Source organism: Panacibacter ginsenosidivorans, assembly GCF_007971225.1.
Taxonomy (GTDB): Bacteria; Bacteroidota; Bacteroidia; order Chitinophagales; family Chitinophagaceae; genus Panacibacter; species Panacibacter ginsenosidivorans.
Genome location: NZ_CP042435.1, coordinates 2310420 through 2333094, shown reverse-complemented (window position 1 = coordinate 2333094; position 22675 = coordinate 2310420). Strand labels below are relative to the sequence as shown.

16 protein-coding genes are annotated in these 22675 nt (G+C 38.4%); 12 read left to right on the top strand and 4 right to left on the bottom strand.

Annotated features, from left to right (window positions below; all coding sequences use genetic code 11):
• Nucleotides 1-181 precede the first annotated feature (181 nt).
• The 4 genes from pdxA to FRZ67_RS09740 all read left to right on the top strand — a co-directional run bounded on the left by pdxA (nt 182) and on the right by FRZ67_RS09740 (nt 4890).
• Complete coding sequence (gene pdxA / locus FRZ67_RS09755) at nt 182-1279, top strand: 4-hydroxythreonine-4-phosphate dehydrogenase PdxA (RefSeq protein ID WP_147189368.1); 1098 nt, start codon at nt 182-184, stop codon at nt 1277-1279.
• A gap of 124 nt (nt 1280-1403) precedes the next feature.
• Nucleotides 1404-2276, top strand: coding sequence for an aldose 1-epimerase family protein (locus tag FRZ67_RS09750; RefSeq protein ID WP_147189367.1), 873 nt, complete (start codon nt 1404-1406; stop codon nt 2274-2276).
• 129 nt (nt 2277-2405) lie between these two features.
• Complete coding sequence (locus FRZ67_RS09745) at nt 2406-3518, top strand: metallophosphoesterase (protein ID WP_225975567.1); 1113 nt, start codon at nt 2406-2408, stop codon at nt 3516-3518.
• 193 nt (nt 3519-3711) lie between these two features.
• On the top strand, nt 3712-4890 hold the full coding sequence (locus FRZ67_RS09740) for an MFS transporter (RefSeq protein WP_147189366.1): 1179 nt from the start codon (nt 3712-3714) through the stop codon (nt 4888-4890).
• 180 nt (nt 4891-5070) lie between these two features.
• On the opposite strand, the gene FRZ67_RS09735 is transcribed toward FRZ67_RS09740, so the two are convergent.
• A complete protein-coding gene (locus tag FRZ67_RS09735) occupies nt 5071-7515 on the bottom strand; it encodes an outer membrane beta-barrel protein (protein WP_147189365.1) in 2445 nt (814 codons plus the stop codon).
• 445 nt (nt 7516-7960) lie between these two features.
• Between FRZ67_RS09735 and FRZ67_RS09730 the strand changes: the two genes are divergently transcribed.
• Nucleotides 7961-10087, top strand: a complete 2127-nt coding sequence (locus FRZ67_RS09730) for a heavy metal translocating P-type ATPase (protein WP_147189364.1) — start codon at nt 7961-7963, stop codon at nt 10085-10087.
• Nucleotides 10088-10193: 106 nt separating this feature from the next.
• Nucleotides 10194-12101 (top strand): RecQ family ATP-dependent DNA helicase, encoded by a 1908-nt coding sequence (locus FRZ67_RS09725; protein WP_147189363.1) that lies wholly within the window; start codon nt 10194-10196, stop codon nt 12099-12101.
• A gap of 173 nt (nt 12102-12274) precedes the next feature.
• Here the strand turns inward: FRZ67_RS09725 and FRZ67_RS09720 are convergent, their stop codons facing one another.
• Entirely contained in the window at nt 12275-12730 is a 456-nt protein-coding gene (locus FRZ67_RS09720) for an FKBP-type peptidyl-prolyl cis-trans isomerase (protein ID WP_147189362.1), read from the bottom strand.
• A gap of 198 nt (nt 12731-12928) precedes the next feature.
• Between FRZ67_RS09720 and FRZ67_RS09715 the strand changes: the two genes are divergently transcribed.
• The 6 genes from FRZ67_RS09715 to FRZ67_RS09690 all read left to right on the top strand — a co-directional run bounded on the left by FRZ67_RS09715 (nt 12929) and on the right by FRZ67_RS09690 (nt 18131).
• Nucleotides 12929-14209: an exo-beta-N-acetylmuramidase NamZ family protein gene (locus FRZ67_RS09715; RefSeq protein ID WP_147189361.1), complete on the top strand. Its 1281-nt coding sequence runs from the start codon at nt 12929-12931 to the stop codon at nt 14207-14209.
• A 45-nt stretch (nt 14210-14254) separates the two neighbouring features.
• Nucleotides 14255-15181: a methionyl-tRNA formyltransferase gene (fmt, locus tag FRZ67_RS09710; RefSeq protein WP_225975566.1), complete on the top strand. Its 927-nt coding sequence runs from the start codon at nt 14255-14257 to the stop codon at nt 15179-15181.
• A gap of 189 nt (nt 15182-15370) precedes the next feature.
• On the top strand, nt 15371-16936 hold the full coding sequence (gene rny, locus FRZ67_RS09705) for a ribonuclease Y (RefSeq protein WP_147189360.1): 1566 nt from the start codon (nt 15371-15373) through the stop codon (nt 16934-16936).
• A 105-nt stretch (nt 16937-17041) separates the two neighbouring features.
• Nucleotides 17042-17392 carry a 50S ribosomal protein L19 gene (rplS, locus tag FRZ67_RS09700; protein ID WP_147189359.1) on the top strand — a complete coding sequence of 117 codons (351 nt, stop codon included), beginning with the start codon at nt 17042-17044 and terminating at the stop codon, nt 17390-17392.
• 77 nt (nt 17393-17469) lie between these two features.
• Nucleotides 17470-17676: a hypothetical protein gene (locus FRZ67_RS09695; protein ID WP_147189358.1), complete on the top strand. Its 207-nt coding sequence runs from the start codon at nt 17470-17472 to the stop codon at nt 17674-17676.
• Between the two features lie 80 nt (nt 17677-17756).
• Nucleotides 17757-18131: a hypothetical protein gene (locus FRZ67_RS09690; RefSeq protein ID WP_147189357.1), complete on the top strand. Its 375-nt coding sequence runs from the start codon at nt 17757-17759 to the stop codon at nt 18129-18131.
• 207 nt (nt 18132-18338) lie between these two features.
• Here the strand turns inward: FRZ67_RS09690 and FRZ67_RS09685 are convergent, their stop codons facing one another.
• Both FRZ67_RS09685 and uvrB read right to left on the bottom strand, forming a co-directional pair.
• Nucleotides 18339-20336, bottom strand: coding sequence for a S9 family peptidase (locus FRZ67_RS09685; protein ID WP_192903907.1), 1998 nt, complete (start codon nt 20334-20336; stop codon nt 18339-18341).
• Nucleotides 20337-20562: 226 nt separating this feature from the next.
• Nucleotides 20563-22599, bottom strand: a complete 2037-nt coding sequence (gene uvrB, locus FRZ67_RS09680) for an excinuclease ABC subunit UvrB (RefSeq protein ID WP_147189356.1) — start codon at nt 22597-22599, stop codon at nt 20563-20565.
• Between the last annotated feature and the right edge of the window lie 76 nt (nt 22600-22675).

Genomic DNA, 22675 nt, shown 5'->3' with positions numbered 1-22675 from the left:
ACCGGCTTTTATCCTGCATGGCTAACCCGTATGCGCCTGACCGTGAGAACTGTTCAGGATATAACCTCAGGTACAAGAGTGCGACGCAACGGAAGTTTCATACTTTATCAATTGTCGGGCTCAAAACACATAAATCAATACTTATACGATAATCCTTATTTTTACCGGATAAATTATTTGCATGAGTCATGAATTGCAAAAGCCCGTGGTGGGTTTTACCTGTGGTGACCTGAATGGGATTGGTATTGAACTGATCATTAAAAGCCTTGCTGATGGCCGCATCACAGAATTTTGTGTGCCGGTTATTTTTGCGAGTAATAAGAGCATAAATTTTTACCGTAAAGTAGTACCCGATATTAATTTTTCGTACCAGGCGGTGAAAGATTTTTCGAGGCTGAATCCAAAACAGATCAATGTGTTTAACTGCTGGGAAGAAGAAGTGCAGATAACACCCGGCCAGTTAAATGATATTGGGGGCAAATATGCACTGCTATCCTTGCAGCAGGGCGTGCAGGCTTTAAAAGAAGGAAATATACAGGCATTGGTTACAGCGCCTATTCATAAAAAAAATATTCAATCAGAAGCATTTAATTACAGCGGCCACACGCCTTACCTGAAAGCTGTGTTTGAAGTAAGCGATGTGGTAATGCTGATGGTGGCCGAAAATATGCGTGTGGCGCTGCTTACAGAACATGTGCCTGTGAGCGAGATTGCACAATATGTAACCAAAGCAAATATTTTAAGCAAGCTGAAAATATTGCATGCAAGCCTGCAGAAAGATTTTGGCGTGGATAAACCGAAGATAGCAGTGCTTGGGTTAAACCCGCATGCAGGTGATGAAGGACTTATAGGTAATGAAGAAGAGACCATTATAAAACCTGCCGTAAAAGAAGCGAAACAACAGAATATGCTGGTGTTTGGACCTTATAGTGCCGACGCTTTTTTTGCCCGGGGCCATTATGAAAAATTCGATGCGGTGCTTGCTATGTACCACGACCAGGGTTTGATACCTTTTAAATCCCTGGCCATTGGTGAAGGTGTTAATTACACAGCAGGCCTGCCTGCAATAAGAACAAGCCCCGATCATGGCACTGCGTTCGACATTGCGGGTAAGGGAAAAGCAGATCATAATTCTTTTATAGAAGCTACCTATAAAGCAATAGATATTGCGCACATGCGTTTGGGTTATGCAGAAATGCGCCGCAATCCTTTGCGCAAAATGAGTAATATGATTGTTGCCAATGCACAGGATGAAGTAATAAAAGAAGATGCGGAATAGTTTTATACCAGCAAATGTTTTTTATAGCAGCTTTGTTGCGTCGCAAGCACTTTATCTGTAGTACTTATGGCATCTGCAGTTTCAAAACCTGGATTTATTTACAGTTTCTACGCCTTAATCAATTATGCAGTACACTATAGAAAATCAGTTAGTAAAAGTTGTCATCGACTCTAAAGGTGCAGAACTACAAAGTCTTACCCATAAGAACTTTGCTATGGAATTTATGTGGAGTGGCGATCCGGCTTTCTGGGGTAAGAAAAGCCCGGTACTCTTCCCTATAGTTGGTGGTTTAAAAAATGGAAGCTATGAATACAACGGGCAGTTGTATAAAATGGGCAGGCATGGCTTTGCAAGAGATATGGAATTTGAAGTAAGCTGGCAAAAAGAAGACGGCATCATGTTTACACTGCTGAGCAACGATGCAACACTTACTATGTACCCGTTTCATTTTTCTTTCTCTGTAAGATATACGCTGGATAATAATGATCTCAATGTTTCATACATAGTACAGAATACAGGAAAAGAAAAAATGTATTTTTCTGTTGGTGGTCACCCCGCATTTAAAGTGCCGTTTACAGAAGAAACTTCTTACGATGATTACTTTCTGCAGTTCAGCAGGTCAGAAGCTTTGGACAAATGGCCACTTTCTGCAGATGGATTAATAGAAGATCACGCTAAACCTTTGGTAAAAATTTCCGATAAACTTCCGCTGATCAAAGAGTTGTTTTATGATGATGCACTGGTATTTAAGAGACTGCTTTCCAAATATGTTTTCATTCGCAGCAATAAAAGCACGCATGGTATAAAAGTACATATTAATGGGTTTCCTTACCTCGGTATATGGGCAGCAAAAAATGCTGACTTCGTTTGCATAGAACCCTGGTGCGGTATTGCAGACAATGTAAATGCAAGCGGTAAACTGGAAGAGAAAGAAGGCATTAATCAATTGAATGCAGGAGGCACTTTTGAAAGAACATGGAGTGTGGAAGTGTATTAATATTTACCGCTGATGCAGAGATAACTGAATTGACAATTTATTTTTTTTTGCGCCTTCCTGCCTCAGTGATATAACGCTCTCTTGTAAAATTTTCTTTGAGCCTTATCATCCCTGTGGTAACTTCCTTGTATGAATTTCATCAGGCGTTCTCTTAAGTTCCTGCTCACCAAACCTGTTCTATTTATTGTCAACAGGTTTTCTTCCGCACCTAAAAGAGAAAATGTTTTTGCTTCACTAACAAAATTGTACAACGAGTCGCTTGACCAGCCGGATAAAAAAAGCGGCAGCATGTTCAGCTTCGATCCAAGAGAACAATCAATAATCATTTTCTCCGATCATCATAAAGGCGCAAGAGATGGTTCAGATGATTTCAGGTTTGCTGAAAAAAATTATTTAGCTGCTTTGGATTATTATAACGAACAAAATTTTTTTTATGTAAATCTTGGAGATGGAGAAGAGTTATGGGAAAACACTATTTTCTCTGTGCTGAAACATAATAAAGAAGTGTTTGCCAAAGAGAAGCTATTTGCTGATCGTGATGCATACTGCAAGATCATCGGCAACCATGATCTGTTCTGGAAGAACGATCCTTTTACAGCGCAGTTATACATAAAGAAAATGTATGGCAGGGAATTGAAAATGTTTGAAGGTATTGTATTACGTGTGCAACTGCCTACAAAATACGTGGATGTATTCTGCACACATGGCCACCAGGGAGATGTACAAAGTGATGGTAATGCGTTTAGCAAATGGTTTGTGAGTTATATATGGGGCCCGTTGCAGTCTTTCCTTGAAATAAACATAAACAGCACATCTGCAAATGATAATTTAAAATCGCTGCACAATAAAATGATGTATGACTGGGTATATGAAAAACCTTATTGTATATTAATAACCGGGCATACACACCAACCGGTTTTTAAATCACTCACTCACCTGGAAAGATTATACCTGGCCCTGGAAGATGCAAAAGAAAAAAATGATGCTGCTGCAATAGATAAAATAGAAGCGGAAATTCCGCGCAGAAGAAGAGAGTATGATTTTGTAAACAATTCTTTCCGCAACATGAACCCTTCTTATTTTAATTCCGGTTGCTGTTGTTTTGATGATGGCACTATTACCGGCATCGAACTAGATAAAGGGTTTATTCGTTTGATAAAATGGAGTTACAAAGATGGAGTGCCCGAAAGAATTGTTGCAGAAGAAACTTCACTATATGAGCTTTTACCTTTTATGGCGTAACGCAAATTTGTGAATGTAAAAATGTTGAAAATCAGTTTAAAGTATTCCTGAATTTTAACGTTGTTATTGCTGTTTTTTTTTGCTTTTGATACAGGCTGTATAGCCCTGGTTAAACTTCGTTGCGTCGCATTACGTTCATCGGTTGAATTATAGATTGAACAATGATCTTTTCATTAATTAAAACCTTTCAGCTTTGAAATACATTACAAGAACGGTTTGGGTCTTATCACTCATTAGTTTGTTTACAGATACTGCAAGCGAAATGCTTTATCCTGTAATGCCCATTTATTTAAAGACGATCGGCTTTTCAATTGTACTGATAGGAGTGCTGGAAGGTGTTGCAGAAGCAATGGCAGGACTAAGTAAAGGATATTTTGGTAAGCTCTCTGATAATTCAGGTAAAAGAGTTCCATTCGTACAGGTAGGTTATACATTAAGTGCTTTGTCAAAACCCATGATGGCATTTTTTATTTACCCGCTTTGGATATTCTTTGCACGAACTATTGACCGTTTGGGAAAAGGCATACGAACAGGTGCAAGAGATGCTATATTATCTGATGAAGCAACACCATCAACCAAAGGAAAAATTTTTGGCTTTCATCGGTCAATGGATACATTTGGCGCTGTTTTAGGACCGGCTTTCGCGTTGCTTTATTTATATTATTACCCGCAGCATTACAAAACATTATTTTATATCGCTTTTATCCCTGGCCTTCTTTCCATAGCAGCTTCGTTCTTTTTGAAAGAGAGAAGAAAATCAATTGAACAGAAAAAAAAGGCAACCTCCTTTTTTTCATTTCTGCATTATTGGAAGCAAAGCCCTGCAGTATATCGCAAACTTGTAATTGGCCTTTTGATCTTTACTTTGTTCAACAGTTCTGATGTTTTCCTGCTGCTTAAAGTAAAGCAATCTGGTCTTAGTGATACCATGGTAATTGGTATTTATATTTTTTACAACCTTGTATATGCTTTGTCTGCTTTTCCGCTTGGTGCAATTGCTGATAAGATAGGTTTGAAGAAAATGTTCATCATCGGTTTGTTCTTATTTGCAGCAGTATATTTTGGAATGGCAGCAAACAATAATACTTACCTGTTCTTTGTATTGTTCCTGTTGTATGGTATGTATGCAGCAGCTACAGAAGGAATTTCAAAAGCGTGGATCAGTAACATCAGCAGTAAGGAGGATACAGCAACTGCAATTGGTACCTATTCAGGTTTTCAAAGCATCTGCACCATGCTGGCAAGCTCTCTTGCCGGTTTTATATGGTTTGAGTTTGGAGCACCTGCAACCTTTATGCTTACAGGTGTTGCTACAATTGGCGTTACTATTTATTTTTTAGCGATGGTAAAATTTACGTCTTCAAATAAATAAAGTATTGATTTAATAATGAGTTTTACTGTTCAACTATTTGTTGTTGTATAAGTGTGCGACGCAAGAAAAGCATCATGGTATTACTGCAGCCGGACTCAAAAAAAATATTTGAAATAAAAAAGGGCCCGCAGAGAATTCCGCGGGCCGTATTCATCACCAAAACCAACTTGTATAATTGAATTAATTTCCGCCTATGCCACCACCCTGACCACCTACACGTTTGCTCTCATCTTCTGCAGCAGTCTTACGTTGACGTGCCGCTTTTATTTGTGAACTACCAAAACGATAAGTGAAATTCAAACGGAACTGGCGGCTTTCCCATCCACCGCTTGTTTTTAAATATTGCCCTGCAAAATCGCTGGTGCCGGCCCAATGCATGGTTTGGAATATATCTGTAACAGTTGCTTTAATATTTCCTTTTCCTTTTAAAACAGATTGTTGCACACCAACATCTACACCACCCATTGCCTTGCTCTTAAAGGTGCCCTGCCATATGGACGGCGAAGTGTAAAATCCTGACAACTCCAATGTAGTTTTCTTTGCTACTTTAAAAGTGTTCTGCATATACACATTTGTTGCGAACACATCAAGATTTACGCCACGGCCTTCACCAAAGTCTGCCTTGTATTTGGAATAGTAAGTATTTATGTTTGCAAAGACACTGTAAAATTTATACTGGAACGGCATACTGATATTCAGGTTCACAATGTCTTGTGTGGCAAGATTTTTCTTTGTGATGAAAGCGGCGGAAAGGTCAGCAGTATCAACGATCTGCGAGAATACATCGTTTACATGGCTGTAACTAAGTGTAGTATTCAGTTTGTATTTGAATGTATTGGTAACAGAGAAACTATTGGTGTACTGCGGACGTAATTGTGTATTGCCCTGCTGGAACGTGTACTTATCCAAACGGAATTCAAATGGATTAAGATCCTGGTATGCGGGCCTGTCAATTCTCCTGCTGTAACTGAAACTCCACTGGTTCATCGGGTTCTTGTTCAGTGTAAATGCTGCACTAGGAAAGAAGTCTGTATAATTTCTGTCGAACGTAGAATCGAAGGATACATTTTCTCCATCAACCAGTGAAACACCTTTTGAGGCTCCCTTTATATTAGTGTTTTCCATACGCACACCAGCCTGTATCATAAAGCCTTTAAACTGCCTGTTATAATTTACGTACAATGCATTGATGTTTTCTTTATATAGAAAATTGTTGTTGCGGTCTTTTATTTTATCAGTTTCTTCTACAATATAACGGTCGAAATTATTGTCGCTTTTTACATAAGAAGTTTTTCCACCAATACCTAAACGGCCTTTCTTAAAGTTTTGTTCATAATCAGCTTTTGCTGAATAGATATCAATATTTGTGGGTGCCAGCATATTGTACACTTCGCGTTGCAGAAGATTTTCACCTGTAGCATCATACGTGTAGTTGGGCTGATACTGATCACTCTTAAGCCTGTATAAACTGTAATCCGCATCAACATTCAATTCATGACCAGATGTATCAGCGCGACGAAAGTTTGCATTGAAATTTACATTGTCGCGGCTACTGGTTGTTTTATTGTTGGCGATCAGTAAACGATCCGCCAGCTTGGTTGGCTGATAAGAAATATCTGTACGGCTGTCGTTGCCCAATGTAAAATCAGTAAGGTTACCATTTACCATTACACCAACGGTATTCTTGCTGTTGATATAATAATCCGCACCGGCTTTAAAGTTGTGGCTGTTGTTGCGGAACGTCATGGTAGCATGTTGATCGAACAATGTATCCAACTGTATGCGATACAGGTTCATGTAATTTTCATTGTGGTTCTTATTGTAATTGTAATTACCAAACAAATTCAAACGCTTGTTGCGGTTGTTCAATGAAATACCTGCGTTGTATTTTGGATAGGTGCCAATATTGTAACCTGCATTTACAGAACCGTTGGTGCCGTAAGATTTATTTTTCTTTAGCTTAATGTTAATGATACCTGCATTACCTGCTGCTTCATATTTTGCAGACGGATTTGTAATAAGTTCAATAGCCTCAATCTGGGAAGACTGCATTGATTTTAAAAAATTACTCAAATCTGTTCCGCTGAGCGGTGAAGGTTTGCCATCAATGTACACCTGCACACCATTTTTTCCGCTGAGGCTGATATTATCATCTTTATCAACAACAACACCCGGAGATTTGCGCAGTAATTCCAATGCATCATTACCCACAGCATTAATGCTGTTCTCTACATTTACAATAGTTTTATCTGCTTTTACTTCTATCATTGGTTTTTTTGCAACAACTGTTACACCTTTCAATTCTGCAGCAGCTTTTTCCAATGCAAATGAAGGAACGTTCACATCACCATTTACCTCAAATGCAGCAGAATATTTTGCAGTATAACCAACAAAAGATGCACTTACCATATAAGTGCCTTTGTTTATAGCCACGAATTTATAGTTACCATCTTTGTCGGTAACACCTAATTTAATTACAGCAGTATCTTTTGCATTATGCAGCGATACAGTAGCGTTAGCAACGGCTTTCCCGTCTACATCTTTCACAACACCTGATACCTGCTGCGCCATTGTTGTAAAGGCCATCAGAAAAAAGGCAGCGAAGAGGGATAAAAATTTATTCATAACAAAAGTGTTTTTCTATTGGTGCGCAAAGTTGCTTCAACATTACAGCAGGTTTATGCTGTTTATGTATCAACGGTGTAAATGTTGTTATGAATGGTTGCAATGCTTGCTTAAAATGTTTTGCGCATTTATTTGTTATGAGCAAAAGAAAATTTTGTTCCGGGCTTTTGTTTTTTATAGCATCAACTGTTGCGTCGCACGCTTGTACTTTTTATTGTATGTCAGCAGGGCAACGAGTATAATTTGCAACATGGTTAAAAAGATATTCCACTTACAGAAAAACCGTTTGGATATCAAAGCTAACTTTGCACTGTAATCCCGCAATGATAAACCCAGCTTCAATTGTGTCGTTTACTACTGCTGAATAAAAAACAGAATGCACAAGAGTGCGACGCAACTGTTGCATCATAATTATTCAATTGCCGGGTTCACAAAAAATTAACAAATGGAAAAGGTAAACTGGAAAGTGGAAGGGATGAGTTGCACCAATTGTGCACTTACCATTCATAAATATCTTGAAGGGAAAGGGTTGCAGAATGTAAAAGTAAATTTTATTGGTGGCGATGTGAGTTTTGATATAAATGGAAACGTAGCAAAACCTGATTTGGAAAAAGGCATTGAAGGGTTGGGATATCATGTAGCAAATGGAATACTTGCACAAACAGGTACAAAAAATAAAAAACTTTTTAAAAATCATTTACATCGTTTTTTGTTCTGCATCATTTTTACTGCACCAATGCTTATAAATATGATACCGGGTATTCATATCCATGCTTTGATGAATCCTTATGTGCAACTGGCATTAACTGTTCCGGTGTTTATTGTGGGTATGGATTTTTTTGGAAGAAGCGCTATCAAAAGTTTGTTGAAAGGAATACCCAATATGAATGTGCTGATAGCATTGGGTGCTGTTGCTGCTTTTGGTTATAGTTTGTATGGCACATTGATCGGCCACGCAGAGCAGTATATGTTTTATGAAACTGCTGCAGCTATTATTACATTGGTATTTCTCGGCAACTGGATGGAAGATAAATCTGTGGAGACTACGCAGGCTGCATTAAGAAAATTAACAGTTACACAAAAGGTAATGGCGAATATGATCGCTTATGATGACCAGCATAACGAACATATTTTTCCTGTTGAAAGTACCAGTTTAAAAGTAGGCGATCTTATACTTATTAAAAATGGCGAACATGTGCCGATGGATTGCAAAATTCTCTGGGGCGAAGCGAGTGTGAATGAAGCAATCATTACGGGTGAAAGTGCACCGGTAGAAAAAAAGATGAATGATAAACTGATGGGTGGAAGTATATTGGAAGATGGAACTATAAAAGCATATGTAACAGCAGTTGGTGAAGATACGGTGATGAGTAATATTTTAAAACTCGTAAAAGAAGCACAAACAGAGAAACCACCTGTACAGCAACTGGCAGATAAGATCAGCGCCATATTTGTTCCTGTTGTTATAAGCATATCAGTAGTGACTTTACTCATCAATTATTATTTTACCGACATCGGTTTTGGAGCGAGTTTGTTGAGAGCTATTGCAGTTTTAGTTATCTCATGTCCATGTGCAATGGGACTTGCAACACCTGCAGCAATTGCTGTTGGTTTAGGTCGTGCAGCAAAGAATGGAGTTCTTTTTAAAAATGCAAGAAGCCTTGAAGTTTTTAAAAGTATCAAACAGGTTGTGTTTGATAAAACAGGAACACTGACAACAGGAAAATTCAGGATTGCAAAATGGCGAGTACTTGTTCCGGATTTTAGTGAAGAGGAATTTAAGAGGATTGCTTACTCGCTGGAACGTTACTCTAATCATCCAGTGGCACAAAGTGTTTCAAAAGAATGGAAAACAAAAAATGAAATGCGCTGGCAGAAGATAGAAGAGGTAAAAGGTAATGGTATGAAAGCGCTGGACAAAGAAGGTAATGAATATATTGCGGGTTCTTTTAAAGCTGCAGTTGGTTTAACAGAAAATCATTCACATAACGTCTATATTATTCGAAACAACATTTTATTAGGCTGGATTGACGTAATTGATGATATAAGACCGGAAGCAAAACAAGTTATTACCTTATTAAATGCGAGTGGGTTCAAAACTATTTTACTAAGTGGCGATAAAAAAGAAAAATGCGAACAGGTGGCAAAAGAGCTGGGTATTGAAGAAGTAGTTTCAGAACAAACACCTGAACAAAAATTAGAAAAGCTTGCTTACTATAACAGCATTGCACCAACTGCCATGGTAGGCGATGGAATTAATGATGCGCCGGCGCTTGCCAAAGCAACGGTCGGTATTTCGTTGAGTGAAGCTTCACAGGTTGCCATGCAGAGTGCACAGGTTGTTTTGATGAATCATGGATTGAAAAATTTACCACTATCATTAGGTTTGGGAAAGCATACATATATTACTATTAAGCAAAATTTATTCTGGGCATTTCTATACAATGTTATTGCGATTCCTGTTGCAGCAGTCGGCTTGCTCAGTCCAGCATTTGGCGCATTGATCATGGGTTTAAGTGATGTTGTACTGGCAGTGAATTCTGTAAGACTGAATTGGAAAAAAGTGGTGTAGAGATTTTTGTCACAAACAAAGAGGTTTCATGGCATAGTTCCTTGCGTCTCATTACTTTCATCTTTATATCTTTAGGCAGCAATAATCAAAGCTGCCTTTTTAATTAATGAATGAGACTGCATTAAATATCTTACAACAATACTGGCATCATGATGCTTTCCGCCCACAACAAGAAGCAATTATAGCCTCTGTTCTTGATGAAAAAGACACGCTTGCATTATTGCCAACAGGTGGCGGTAAATCTGTTTGCTTCCAGGTGCCTGCATTGATGAAAGACGGTTTGTGTTTGGTGATCTCTCCATTAATTGCTTTGATGAAAGACCAGGTAGAAAATTTAGTTAAGCGAAATATACCTGCAATTTCTATCCACAGCGGCATGACATTTTATGAAGTAAGACAAGCACTACAACAGGCATCGCATGGTGATATAAAATTTCTCTATCTCTCCCCGGAACGTTTAGAAACAAACCTGTTTAAAGAATCATTGCATCATCTCAACATTAGTCTTATTGCTGTTGATGAAGCGCATTGTGTGTCGCAGTGGGGTTATGATTTTCGTCCGCCGTATTTACGTATAGCCAATTTGCGTGATGAATTGCCTGATGTTCCTATACTTGCCTTAACGGCTTCGGCAACACCGTTGGTGCAGGATGATATTGTTGTCAAATTAAGATTTAAAGAGCCGAATATATTTCGCCAGTCATTTGAAAAACCAAATCTTTCTTACAGTGTCTTTAAAGTGGATAGTAAGATCAACAGAGTAATGGAGATATTAAAGAATGTTAATGGTAGTAGTATTATCTATTGCAGAAACAGGAGATTGACCAAAGAAGTTGCACATCTTTTATCATTACAAAATATATCAGCAGATTTTTATCATGCCGGTTTATCACAGGATGACAGAAATAATAAACAGGAGTCCTGGATAAACAATAGGACACGGGTGATCGTTTGCACCAATGCATTTGGTATGGGTATTGACAAAGCAGATGTAAGAACAGTTATACATTATGATACACCTGATTGTCTGGAAAATTATTACCAGGAAGCCGGTCGTGCAGGGCGAGATGGTAAAAGAGCTTATGCTGTATTGTTATACCAGCCAGAAGATGCAGCTACACTGGAAGCCTTACCAGATGTTCGTTTCCCGGTAATGTATGACATAAGAAAAATATACCAGGCACTTGCTGATTATTTGCAAATACCTGTAGGTTCAGGTGAAGGATGTTATTATGATTTTGATCTGAACGAATTTGTAAAGAATTTTAAACTCGACATTCACCTTGTAATTAACGTACTGAAAGTATTGGAGCAGGAAGGCCATCTTACTTTTAATGAAAGTATCTTTTTACCATCTCAGGTAAAGTTTCTGGTAGCAAAAGAGTTGTTACTTGATTTTGAACAAAGTCATCCTTCACTTGAACCAGTAATAAAATGTTTGCTCCGCACTTATGAAGGTGTGTATAATAACCGTGTATCTGTGCATGAAAGACAAATAGCAAAACTCACCCGTAAGAAAATTGAAGAGGTAAGGAGTGAATTAATGCACTTAGATGCACTTGGTATTATTGAATACCTGCCACAGAAAGAAACACCACAAATCTATTTTATACTTAACAGGGCGCCTGCACAATTCCTTTATATCAATCATGAAAATTACCTGCAGCGGAAACAGCAATTTGAATTAAGAACAGAAACTATGCTTCGTTATCTGCATTTGCAAAAAGAATGCAGAAGTAAATATATCTCTAATTACTTTGGTGATGTAGCAGTAAAAGAATGCGGCATTTGTGATGTATGCCTGCATAAAAAAGGAAGCGGTTTGACCGAAGAAGAATTCAATAAAATTCAGCAGCGTATATTTCATCATACAGATAACATTGCTATTCCGGTTAAAGATCTATTAGAGCATTTGCAGGGTATAAGAAAAGAGAAAATATGGAAAGTGCTGGAGTTTTTGCAAAGTGAAAAGAAAATTGAGATAGATGAATTTGGAATTATTAAATCTTTATAACAACGTGCTGCAAGTTGAGTAATAAATTCACAGTACAAGAGTGCGACGCAAGAGGTGATGCCATTAGCAATACAGCCCGGTATCAAATTTTACATACTATTAATAACAAGAGGTTCGGCAATGCAATTACCGAACCTCTTACGTTATAAAACTTATTTACCTTAAATATTTAATCAGGGCATAATTATTAGTGAACTGCCACCTGCAATCTCTACCATTTCAATATCAAAAATGAGTTCTTTGCCTGCAAGCGGATGATTGGCATCCAGTATCACTGCATCTTCCTTTACTTCTGCAATCACTACAGGAAATTGCTGACCTTGTCCATTGCTCATGTTCAATGTCATACCAACTTCTGGCTTCATGTCAGGAGGAAAACGGTCGATAGGGAACTCCATCAGCATTTCATCCTGCACTGGACCATATGCTTCTTCTGCGGGGATACTAATGGTCTTCTTTTCGCCAACGATCATACCCAGCACACCGCTGTCAAAACCAGGTATCATCATACCGGCACCCACTTCAAACTCAAGCGGTTCGCGGCCTTCCGAAGAATCAAATGTGGTACCATCTGTTAATTTACCATGGTAATGCACTTTAACGGTATCACCACTCTTTACTTGTTGCATGTAAATGTTTTTTGCTTTTTAATTTTTTTGAGGTCAGCTTTTTTACAACCATCAGCTTCCGTTGCGTCGCACACTTCAGGTGAAGTATATAATTCAACAAGTCAGAAGGTACCAACCATTTTGAGGCTGCAAGGTAAGCCTATCCACATTTTCGGGCAATTATTTTTAGTTAACTTTCCTGCTTTATAAACAGGTGCTATGCAAAAAATATTTTTTTTCTTAGTTATATGTATAATGACTGTCGCAGTAAATGCACAACCTAAAAAAGCAGTTGCATCAAATGAAAAAATAATATTACCCGGTGCTTATCAAACTACAGAATACCTGCCTTTATTAAAGGGGAAAAAGGTGGGCGTTTTTGCGAATCAGACCTCTGTTATTGGTAACACGCACCTGGTGGATAGTTTACAAAGACTCGGTGTAAACGTAACAAAAATATTTGCACCCGAACATGGTTTCAGAGGTACTGCAGATGCGGGTGAAAACATTAAAACATATATTGATGAAAAAACAGGAATAACGGTTGTGTCTTTATATGGTGCAAAATTAAAACCCGCTGCAGCGGACCTGAAAGATGTGGACATAATGCTTTTTGATATCCAGGATGTAGGTGTTCGTTTTTATACTTTTATTTCTTCATTGCAGTATTTTATTGAGAGTGCTATTCAAAATAATTTGCCAGTAATTGTTCTTGACCGTCCCAACCCCAACGGATTTTATGTGGATGGCCCTGTATTAGATTCCTCTTACAAAAGTTTTGTAGGCATGCAGCCTGTGCCTGTTGTATATGGAATGACGATAGGTGAATATGCAAAAATGTTATTAGGAGAAGAGTGGCTGCCATGGAAAACGGCAAGACAGGCAGATGGCAAAATTTCGTTAGGAGAAGTGTTGGGCTTTGAAGAAGAGCATAATAACTTCAGGCTTACCGTTATTAAGTGTAAAAACTATACGCATAAAAGCAGGTATGTATTGCCTGTAAAGCCTTCACCTAATCTTGCAGACATGGATGCCATTTATTGGTATCCCTCTACCTGTTTTTTTGAAGGAACTGTTTTAAGTGAAGGCAGGGGCACAGAACATCCGTTTCAGATTTTTGGACACCCTGATCTGCCTGATTCTTTATACGCTTTTACGCCAAAATCAAATGCCGGAGCACAGGACCCTAAATGGAAAGATAAAGTTTGCTATGGCTGGAATCTGGCAGTAATGAAGGAAAAAAGCCCTGTAAGAATTCAACTAAAGTGGCTGATTCGGGCTTACCAGCTCTTTCCTGATAAAGAGAACTTTTTTATAAAACCGAAAAGGTTCAACCAGGAGCCAGAAGATTATTTCTTTAATAAACTTGCAGGCAATGATGAATTGATGCAACAGTTAATAGCCGGAAAAACAGAAGACGAAATTTGTAAAAGCTGGCAGCCAAAACTTGAAGCATTTAAAAAGATCAGGAAAAAATATCTTTTGTACTCCGATTTTTAACGCATGTAGATTTCTCTTTATAGATTTCAGATTGTTCTTTTGCAAATGGATAAAAATCTTCGCATTGTTTTTATGGGTACCCCCGAATTTGCTGTGGCATCACTTAATGCTTTGGTCGAATCCGGGTATAACATCGTGGGGGTTGTAACAGCGCCTGATAAACCTGCCGGTCGCGGTATGAAAATGAATGAAAGTGCCGTTAAGAAATATGCTGTTGAAAAAGGGTTGAAAATTTTGCAGCCAGAAAAACTCAAGAATCCTGCTTTTATTGATGAGCTAAAATCACTGAATGCAGATATACAGGTAGTGGTAGCTTTTCGCATGTTACCAGAAATTGTTTGGAATATGCCACCCCTTGGAACAATCAATGTACACGGCTCTTTATTACCACAGTATCGGGGAGCAGCACCTATTAACTGGGCTATTATTAATGGGGAAAAAGAAACAGGTGTTACTACTTTCAAATTACAGCATGAAATTGATACCGGCAATATTCTATTACAAGCCGTTATTCCAATTGGAGAGGATGAGACTGCAGGGGAGCTCCACGATAAAATGAAAGAAGTGGGAGCGGAGTTACTTGTGAAGACCATTCAGCAGTTAGGTGAAGGAAAATTAAAAGAAATGCCACAACAAAATATTGCTGTGGAAATAAAGCATGCTCCGAAAATTTTTACTGAAACCTGTAAAATAGACTGGAATAAATCAACAGATGAAATTCATAACCTGGTACGCGGCCTTTCTCCTTTTCCCGGTGCCTTTACTTTATTAAATGAGAAGGCATTCAAGATTTATCAAAGTAAAAAAGAGATGGCAATGCATAATTTTGAAAACGGAAGTCTTCATACAGATCATAAAACGTATCTCAAGTTTGCATGTAGTAATGGATTTATCCATGTAACAGACATTCAGTTAGAAGGTAAAAAACGAATGTTCACTGAAGAATTTCTTAGGGGGTATAGGTTTAACTAAGTTGAAACTTTTAGCTTCAGGAATCAATTCATTGCAATTAAGCTATTAATATAATGCCAATTTCACTACACCGGTAATTCTATAATACATAATTCTATTCCTTTATTTATCTTCGCAGATTACCACCTATTCATCAGATGAATAAAGTGCATAACCATAAGAAAAAGAATTATTTAAAAACCCAAAAGCATGGATCAGAATGTTATTTATATTATAATCAGTTTAGTATCAATAGCGATAGGTATTATAGCCGGTAAGTTCATTTTTGCAAAAGATACTAAAAAACAGGTTGCTGAAGCCGAATCTCAGGCTCAAAAAATAATTTCCGAAGCAGAGCTTAAAGCCGAGACTACTAAAAAGGAAAAGATTCTTGAGGCGAAAGAAAAATTTGTACAGCTAAAGTCTGAGCATGATAAAGAAGTGCTCGATCGTAACAGGAAGATTAGCGATGCGGAAAATCGTATTAAGCAGAAAGAGATCAGCATTAATCAGAAAGAAGCTTCACTGGAGAAACAGGTTAAAGATAACGAGGCTATTAAGGAAAACTTAAACAGGCAGATTGAAGTAGTTAATCACAAAAGAACAGAACTGGAAAAGCACCAGGAAGAGCATATCCGCAGGCTGGAAAAAATTGCCGGACTAACAGCCGATGAAGCAAAAGCACAATTGGTAGAAAGTCTAAAAAATGAAGCACAGACTCAGGCACTTGCGCTTCAACAGGAAATTATTGAGGATGCCCGCCAAAAAGCAAATAAAGAAGCCCGTAAGATCATCATACAATCTATACAGCGTACCGCTGCGGAGCAAACAATTGAGAATACAGTTACCGTTTTCAATCTTGAGAGTGACGAAATAAAAGGCCAGATTATTGGTCGTGAAGGCCGTAATATCAGGGCTATTGAGGCATCCACTGGTGTTGATCTTATTGTAGATGATACCCCGGAAGCAATCATCCTTTCTTCATTTGACCCACTTCGCCGTGAAATAGCCCGTTTAAGTTTACAGCGGCTTGTGGCTGATGGTCGTATCCATCCGGCTCGTATTGAAGAAGTAGTAGAAAAGACCCGTAAGCAACTGGAAGAGCAGGTAATGGAAATAGGAGAAAGAACTGTTATTGAGCTCGGTATTCATGGATTACATAAGGAATTGGTAAGAATTGTAGGAAAAATGCGTTTCCGTTCTTCTTATGGTCAGAACCTGTTGATGCACAGCCGAGAAACAGCCAATCTTTGTGGTATCATGGCGGCTGAATTAGGATTAAATGTAAAACTTGCCAAACGGGCAGGTCTACTTCACGATATAGGCAAGGTGCCGGATGAAGAAACTGAACTGAGCCACGCCTTATTGGGTGCTAAATTAGCAGAGAAATATGGCGAGAACCCTGCAGTAGTGAATGCAATCGGTGCCCACCATGATGAAATGGAAATGCAATATGTTATCTCACCTATTATACAGGCTTGTGATGCCATTAGTGGCGCACGACCAGGTGCAAGACGCGAGATCATGCAGCAATACATTCAACGTATTAAAGATCTTGAAACGCTGGCTATTTCTTATCCGGGTGTGGAAAAAGCCTATGCTATACAGGCTGGCAGAGAATTACGCGTAATTGTCGAGGCCGATAAAGTAGGTGATTCTGACAGTGATAAACTTAGCTTTGAAATTGCTCAAAAGATTCAGACAGAAATGACTTACCCGGGCCAGATAAAGGTTACGGTTATCAGGGAGAAAAGAGCCGTAAATGTGGCCAGGTAAAAAGCTGCAGTTCCCGAAAAAAGTTTAGACGTAGCAAAAAAATAGTAAACAATACTGATATTATTGGCAAAACCCCTTACCTTTGCCGTCCTTAAAATTTAAGTTATGAACGCAGCAGTTCAGTTTGTACACGAGCAGCTTACAGCAAAAAAAACATATCCAAAGTTTAAAGCTGGTGATAATGTTACTGTCAATTATAAAATTATCGAAGGCGGTAAAGAACGTATCCAGGGTTTCCGCGGAGATGTATTAAAGATACAGGGTACAGGTGCAACAGCCACTTTTACTGTGCGTAAAATATCTGATGGTGTGGGTGTTGAGAGAGTGTTTCCTTTCTTTTCTCCAAACGTGGAATCAGTGCAGTTGAATAAGGTTGGTAAAGTACGCCGTGCTAAATTATTCTACCTAAGAGAGCGTAGCGGTAAGAGTGCAAGGATCAAAGAAAAACGCATGTAGTTTTATTTATAAAATTTTTAAAAGGCAGAAGACTTATTAAATCTTCTGCCTTTTTTATTTTTAGTTTAAAGCAGCTTTTGAACCAGGCTATCGATCATGAATGGGGCATTGTTGCGTCGCACTCTTTTGCTTTTAAAACCTTATTCAACAGTGCGAGTAATAAAATCATTAAATTCAACTACGCAATTTCCCTTGCTAAAAACAAAAGCTATGAAGGAAACATTGCAGCGAAAGAAGCCATTAGAGATGTTTCTACGGAAAAGGCTATGGCGGAAATGTTGTGACACATAAATAGTTTTTGCAGCTTTTATAGTCAATTATGAAGTATTTGACATTTATTTATTATAAACTCTACACCATTTATATGAAAAGAAAGTATGGTGAATTCTGGGCAAATGTTAATGCGTTTATGGTAACGGGATTTTTATTTATAGCTAATATAATTACAATATCAGGTTTTTTTAAAGGTATATTAAGAATTGACTTTATTCACTACTTTATTAATGAAGGAACTTTAATAAATAGAATAAGAATCGCTATTTTTTATCTTCTAATTTATTTATTAATGTACATTATTTATAAAATCAAAAAACAGTCTATTTTATCGTATTTTGATAAATTCAAACAAATGAGCGAAATAGAATCAAAAGCATTAAATCAATTTTTTATTACTTATTTAATCATTAGTGGCATTCTATTGTTATGCTCGGTTACGAGTCCATTATGGTTAAAAATGTAATTTTTCTTTCCGAAAAAATCTGTTTCCTTCATAGCCTTGTATTTGGTTATACGACATTATGTAGCTTATACGTCGACTGGCTGTTATCAATCTAACACTTTGTAAGCGTCTGACCGAGTGTGCATCTTGCTGAATATTGAACAGAATGTACAAGAGTGCGACGCAACAATGCTTAATGCTTGTTCAAAAGCTTAGTACATAGATCTCCTACTTCAAATATTTATTAAACCAATCAATGTAATTCGTGTACTTGAAAACTTCATAGCTTGGAATATTCAAGCCATGATTTTGATTTGGATAAATGATGAGCTGCGTGGGAATGCCATTGCTTTTTAGCGCCTGGTACATTTGCTCTGCACCGGCAACGGGCACATTGAAATCTTTCTGCGAAGCCATGAAGAGCGTTGGCGTTTTTATTTTATCTGCCTTGAGAAACGCGTATGAAACTTTGAGCCACTTGTCTAAATTTTTCCAGGGCACACCAAGCTCTGTTTCATATTGTGTAACATATTGATCGGTGCCGTACATGCTCAGCTGTAAAGCACTTCCTGCGCCGCTACAAGCGGCTTTAAAGCGTGTTGTTGTTGCAATGGTATAATCTGTGAGAATGCCGCCATAGCTCCAGCCTGCAACGCCCATGCGGTTTTCATCGATGGTGCCTTGTGCAATTAAATAATCAACTGCGCCCATAAGATCTGTAACTTCTTTATTGCCCCAGTCTGCATAGATGGCTCTTGTGTAATCAACACCCCGACCACTGCTGCCACGATAATTTACCTGCGCCACTGCATAGCCTGCACTCGCCATGCTTTGAGGAATAATGTCGAACTCGTAATCGTCTTGTCCAACAGGTCCGCCATGAATGTATAAAATGAAAGGAAGTTTTTGACCGGGAACAGCATTGGCGGGTTTATATAAAATGCCGGAAACCAATGTGCCATCTTTACTCTTGCTCTGAAAAGGTTCAACAGTTGGTAATGTAAGCGGCGCAAGAAAAGAATCCTGCACATGCGTAAGACGTCTTGTGTTGTTGTTCTCAACAGCAAATAATTCGAAAGGTAAATTCGGTTCACTCATTAATGCAACCCAACTATCATTTGCAGGATTTGGTGTAAGATCGAATGTGGCGCGTTTGCCATCTGATAATTTTTTCATCGCACCTGAAGCAACATCAAAAGCAACCACATTACTTTCACGGTCATCTTCCATGAGGGCTGCAATATATTTACCATCTTTACTCCAGTTAACATTCGTTGCAGGGCGATCAACAGACTTAGAAAGTAATTTTGGTGTGCCGCCATCTTTTGAAATTACAGCCACATAATCTTCTCCATACATCGTGAAAGCTTCATTGCTGCTGCTTTGTAAGTATGCGATAGAAGTACCGTCGGGACTGAATTTTGGCGAATGATCTGTGCCTGCCCATGTGGTCAATTGTTTCATTGATGCATTGGGTGTTGCAGCCATTATATAAATATCACTGTTCTCATTCCTGTCGGGATCTTGTGTTCGGTTACTTGTAAAAACAATTTGTTTTCCATCGGGGCTAAAGTCAGGATCAGTTTCATCGTACATACCTGTGGTAAGTGTATCTATGTTTTGCGTAACAAGATCAAGCATGTATAAATGTTTTGCACGACGATCTAAGTAACCAATATAATCCTGTTTGAAATGGTAACGGTCCATTACATAAGGCTTGCGAATTTCTGAAGAAGCGGTGTCAGAAAAATCCTGGTCTTCTATAACCATGAGCACTTTTGTACCATCGGGGCTCCATATATAATCATCAATATCACCGGTAACGTCGGTAATTTTTTTTGCTTCACCACCACGACAATCTAACAACCATAATTGAGATAAGTCTTTATCATCATCTTTTTCATCGCCGCTTTTGCGTGAAGAGAGAAACGAAATATATTTTCCATCGGGACTAAACTTTGGAGATGATTCATCCTCTTTGCTATAAGTAAGTTGTATGTTTTGTTTGCCATCCCAACTAATCATCCAGATGTTATTATCACGTTTGTCTTTTGCTGTATCAACGGTGCTTACAACATAAGCCACCCAATTACCATCCGGCGAAACCTGTGCTGCGCTTACATCCTGGAGGCGGTAAACGTCTGAGGGAACAAGTGAACGCTTTGTTTGTGCATTGAGCGAAAGGCAATAAAGCAGCATTATTGAAAGAAAGAAAATTTTTCTCATATATAGCATTTAGTTATTGAGGGAATTAAATGTAAGGAAAATTTTTTAGCAAGCTGTTTTACTACTATGATGCTTTTGTTGTGTCACTCATTTGTACGTTCGGAAGGAGAGGCAACAAGGCATAGGCAAAGAGTATTGTTTTTTTGCTGTCCATTTATGATCTAGGGCACAAGTGTGCGACGCAACAGTTGATGCCATGAAAAACAAAATCCGGGTTCATAAAAAATTATTTCATTGCTTCGAGCTCTTTCTGCATACGGAACATTTCATCTCTTAAACGTGCAGCCTCAATAAAGTCAAGATCACGTGCAGCTTTCTCCATTTGCTTCTTTGTTTGATGAATAGCTTTTTCCATTTGCGGAATTGTTTTGTACACTTCCTGCTCTTCTGCGGCAGTTGTTATAATGTCTCCATCAGGTGCAATAGCATAAGGGTTTTTTACATCGTATCCTTTTATATCAAGAACAGAAGTTTGTTTCATGATCTGTTCTATAGATTTCTTTATGGTTCTTGGTGTAATGTTGTGCTCAATGTTGTAAGCAACTTGTTTTTCTCTTCTGCGTGTAGTTTCATCAATGGTTCGTTGCATACTTTCGGTCATCTTATCTGCATAGAAAATTACCAGACCGTCCACATTACGGGCCGCACGACCGGCAGTTTGTGTAAGCGATCTTTCATTACGCAGGAATCCTTCTTTATCTGCATCAAGAATGGCAACCAAAGAAACTTCGGGAAGATCAAGACCTTCTCTCAAAAGATTGACGCCAACGAGCACATCAATTTCTCCCAAACGCAACTGTCGCAATATTTCCACACGTTCAAGCGTATCAACATCGCTATGAATATATTTTGATTTGATGTTGATGCGATGCAGGTATTTATCCATTTCTTCTGCCATGCGTTTGGTAAGTGTTGTTACCAAAACACGATCACCTTTTGTAACACGTTTATCAATTTCATCGAGCAGGTCATCAATCTGGTTTACACTCGGTCTTATTTCAATCGGTGGATCGAGCAAACCTGTTGGACGAACAACCTGTTCAACAACAACGCCTCCTGTTTGTTCGAGTTCATAATCACCTGGCGTTGCACTTACAAAAACTGTTTGGCCAATCATGTTTTCAAACTCGTGAAAATTCAATGGTCTGTTATCAAGTGCAGAAGGCAAACGAAACCCGTAATCAACAAGAATAAGTTTGCGGCTTCTGTCACCGCCATACATACCTGCAACCTGTGGAATGGTTTGGTGGCTTTCATCAATGATGCACAAAAAATCTTTTGGAAAATAATCCAATAAACAGAAAGGTCTTGTGCCTGGGTTGCGACGATCAAAAAATCTGGAGTAGTTTTCAATGCCATTGCAATAACCAAGTTCGCGTATCATTTCGAGATCGTATTCTACACGTTCTTTTAAACGTTGTGCTTCTATTAGTTTACCTGTACTTTTAAAATATTCTGTCTGTGCCATCATTTCATCCTGTATCTCATGCATAATACTTTGCAGCATATCTTTTGGTGCAATGTATAAGTTAGCAGGAAAGATAGCGGCGTTCTCAACTGTTCCAATTCTTCTATTGGTTTGCACATCCATCGTTTCTATTTCTTCTATCTCATCTCCAAAGAAAGTTATGCGATAACCATAATCTACATAAGGAAGATTGATATCAACGGTATCTCCTTTTACGCGGAATGTGCCACGCTTGAATTCTATTTGTGTGCGGGTATATAAACTATTCACCAATGAATGAAGAAAGCCTTGCCTTGAAACGGTTTGCCCTCGCTGAATGCGGACAATGCCATTTTCAAAATCGGTAGGGTTACCTATACCATAGATACAACTTACACTTGCAACTACAATAATATCTCTGCGGCCAGAAAGTAATTCACTTGTTGCCTGCAACCGAAGCTTATCTAATTCTTCATTTATACTTAGATCTTTTTCAATGTAAGTATCGCTAACAGGCATGTAAGCCTCCGGCTGATAATAATCGTAATAGCTTACAAAATAGCCAACCGCATTATCAGGAAAAAACTGTTTGAACTCTCCATACAATTGTGCAACTAATGTTTTGTTGTGTGTAAGAACCAGTGCAGGCCGCTGAACATTTTGTATAACATTGGCCATCGTATATGTCTTGCCACTACCGGTTACACCCAGTAATGTTTGAAATCTTTCCCCACTAATTAATCCATCTGTTAGCTGCTGTATGGCTTGTGGCTGGTCTCCGCTCGGTTCGTATGGTGCATGTAACTTAAAAGGCATGCTGCTAAGTTAATAAGTTGATCGGTTGATAAGTTGAGCATGTTGTTAATTATATTCCCGGCTTTTGTAGTAATAG

What these genes read in the sequence shown, in the direction of transcription:
- FRZ67_RS09690 (WP_147189357.1), top strand. Translation starts at nt 17,757, where the DNA reads ATGAAAAGAAAGTATGGTGAATTCTGGGCAAATGTTAATGCGTTTATG.
- FRZ67_RS09750 (WP_147189367.1), top strand. Translation starts at nt 1,404, where the DNA reads ATGCAGTACACTATAGAAAATCAGTTAGTAAAAGTTGTCATCGACTCT.
- FRZ67_RS09685 (WP_192903907.1), bottom strand. Translation starts at nt 20,336, where the DNA reads ATGAGAAAAATTTTCTTTCTTTCAATAATGCTGCTTTATTGCCTTTCG.
- rplS (WP_147189359.1), top strand. Translation starts at nt 17,042, where the DNA reads ATGAACGCAGCAGTTCAGTTTGTACACGAGCAGCTTACAGCAAAAAAA.
- FRZ67_RS09715 (WP_147189361.1), top strand. Translation starts at nt 12,929, where the DNA reads ATGCAAAAAATATTTTTTTTCTTAGTTATATGTATAATGACTGTCGCA.
- uvrB (WP_147189356.1), bottom strand. Translation starts at nt 22,599, where the DNA reads ATGCCTTTTAAGTTACATGCACCATACGAACCGAGCGGAGACCAGCCA.
- FRZ67_RS09725 (WP_147189363.1), top strand. Translation starts at nt 10,194, where the DNA reads ATGAATGAGACTGCATTAAATATCTTACAACAATACTGGCATCATGAT.
- FRZ67_RS09730 (WP_147189364.1), top strand. Translation starts at nt 7,961, where the DNA reads ATGGAAAAGGTAAACTGGAAAGTGGAAGGGATGAGTTGCACCAATTGT.
- fmt (WP_225975566.1), top strand. Translation starts at nt 14,255, where the DNA reads ATGGATAAAAATCTTCGCATTGTTTTTATGGGTACCCCCGAATTTGCT.
- FRZ67_RS09720 (WP_147189362.1), bottom strand. Translation starts at nt 12,730, where the DNA reads ATGCAACAAGTAAAGAGTGGTGATACCGTTAAAGTGCATTACCATGGT.
- pdxA (WP_147189368.1), top strand. Translation starts at nt 182, where the DNA reads ATGAGTCATGAATTGCAAAAGCCCGTGGTGGGTTTTACCTGTGGTGAC.
- rny (WP_147189360.1), top strand. Translation starts at nt 15,371, where the DNA reads ATGGATCAGAATGTTATTTATATTATAATCAGTTTAGTATCAATAGCG.
- FRZ67_RS09745 (WP_225975567.1), top strand. Translation starts at nt 2,406, where the DNA reads ATGAATTTCATCAGGCGTTCTCTTAAGTTCCTGCTCACCAAACCTGTT.
- FRZ67_RS09735 (WP_147189365.1), bottom strand. Translation starts at nt 7,515, where the DNA reads ATGAATAAATTTTTATCCCTCTTCGCTGCCTTTTTTCTGATGGCCTTT.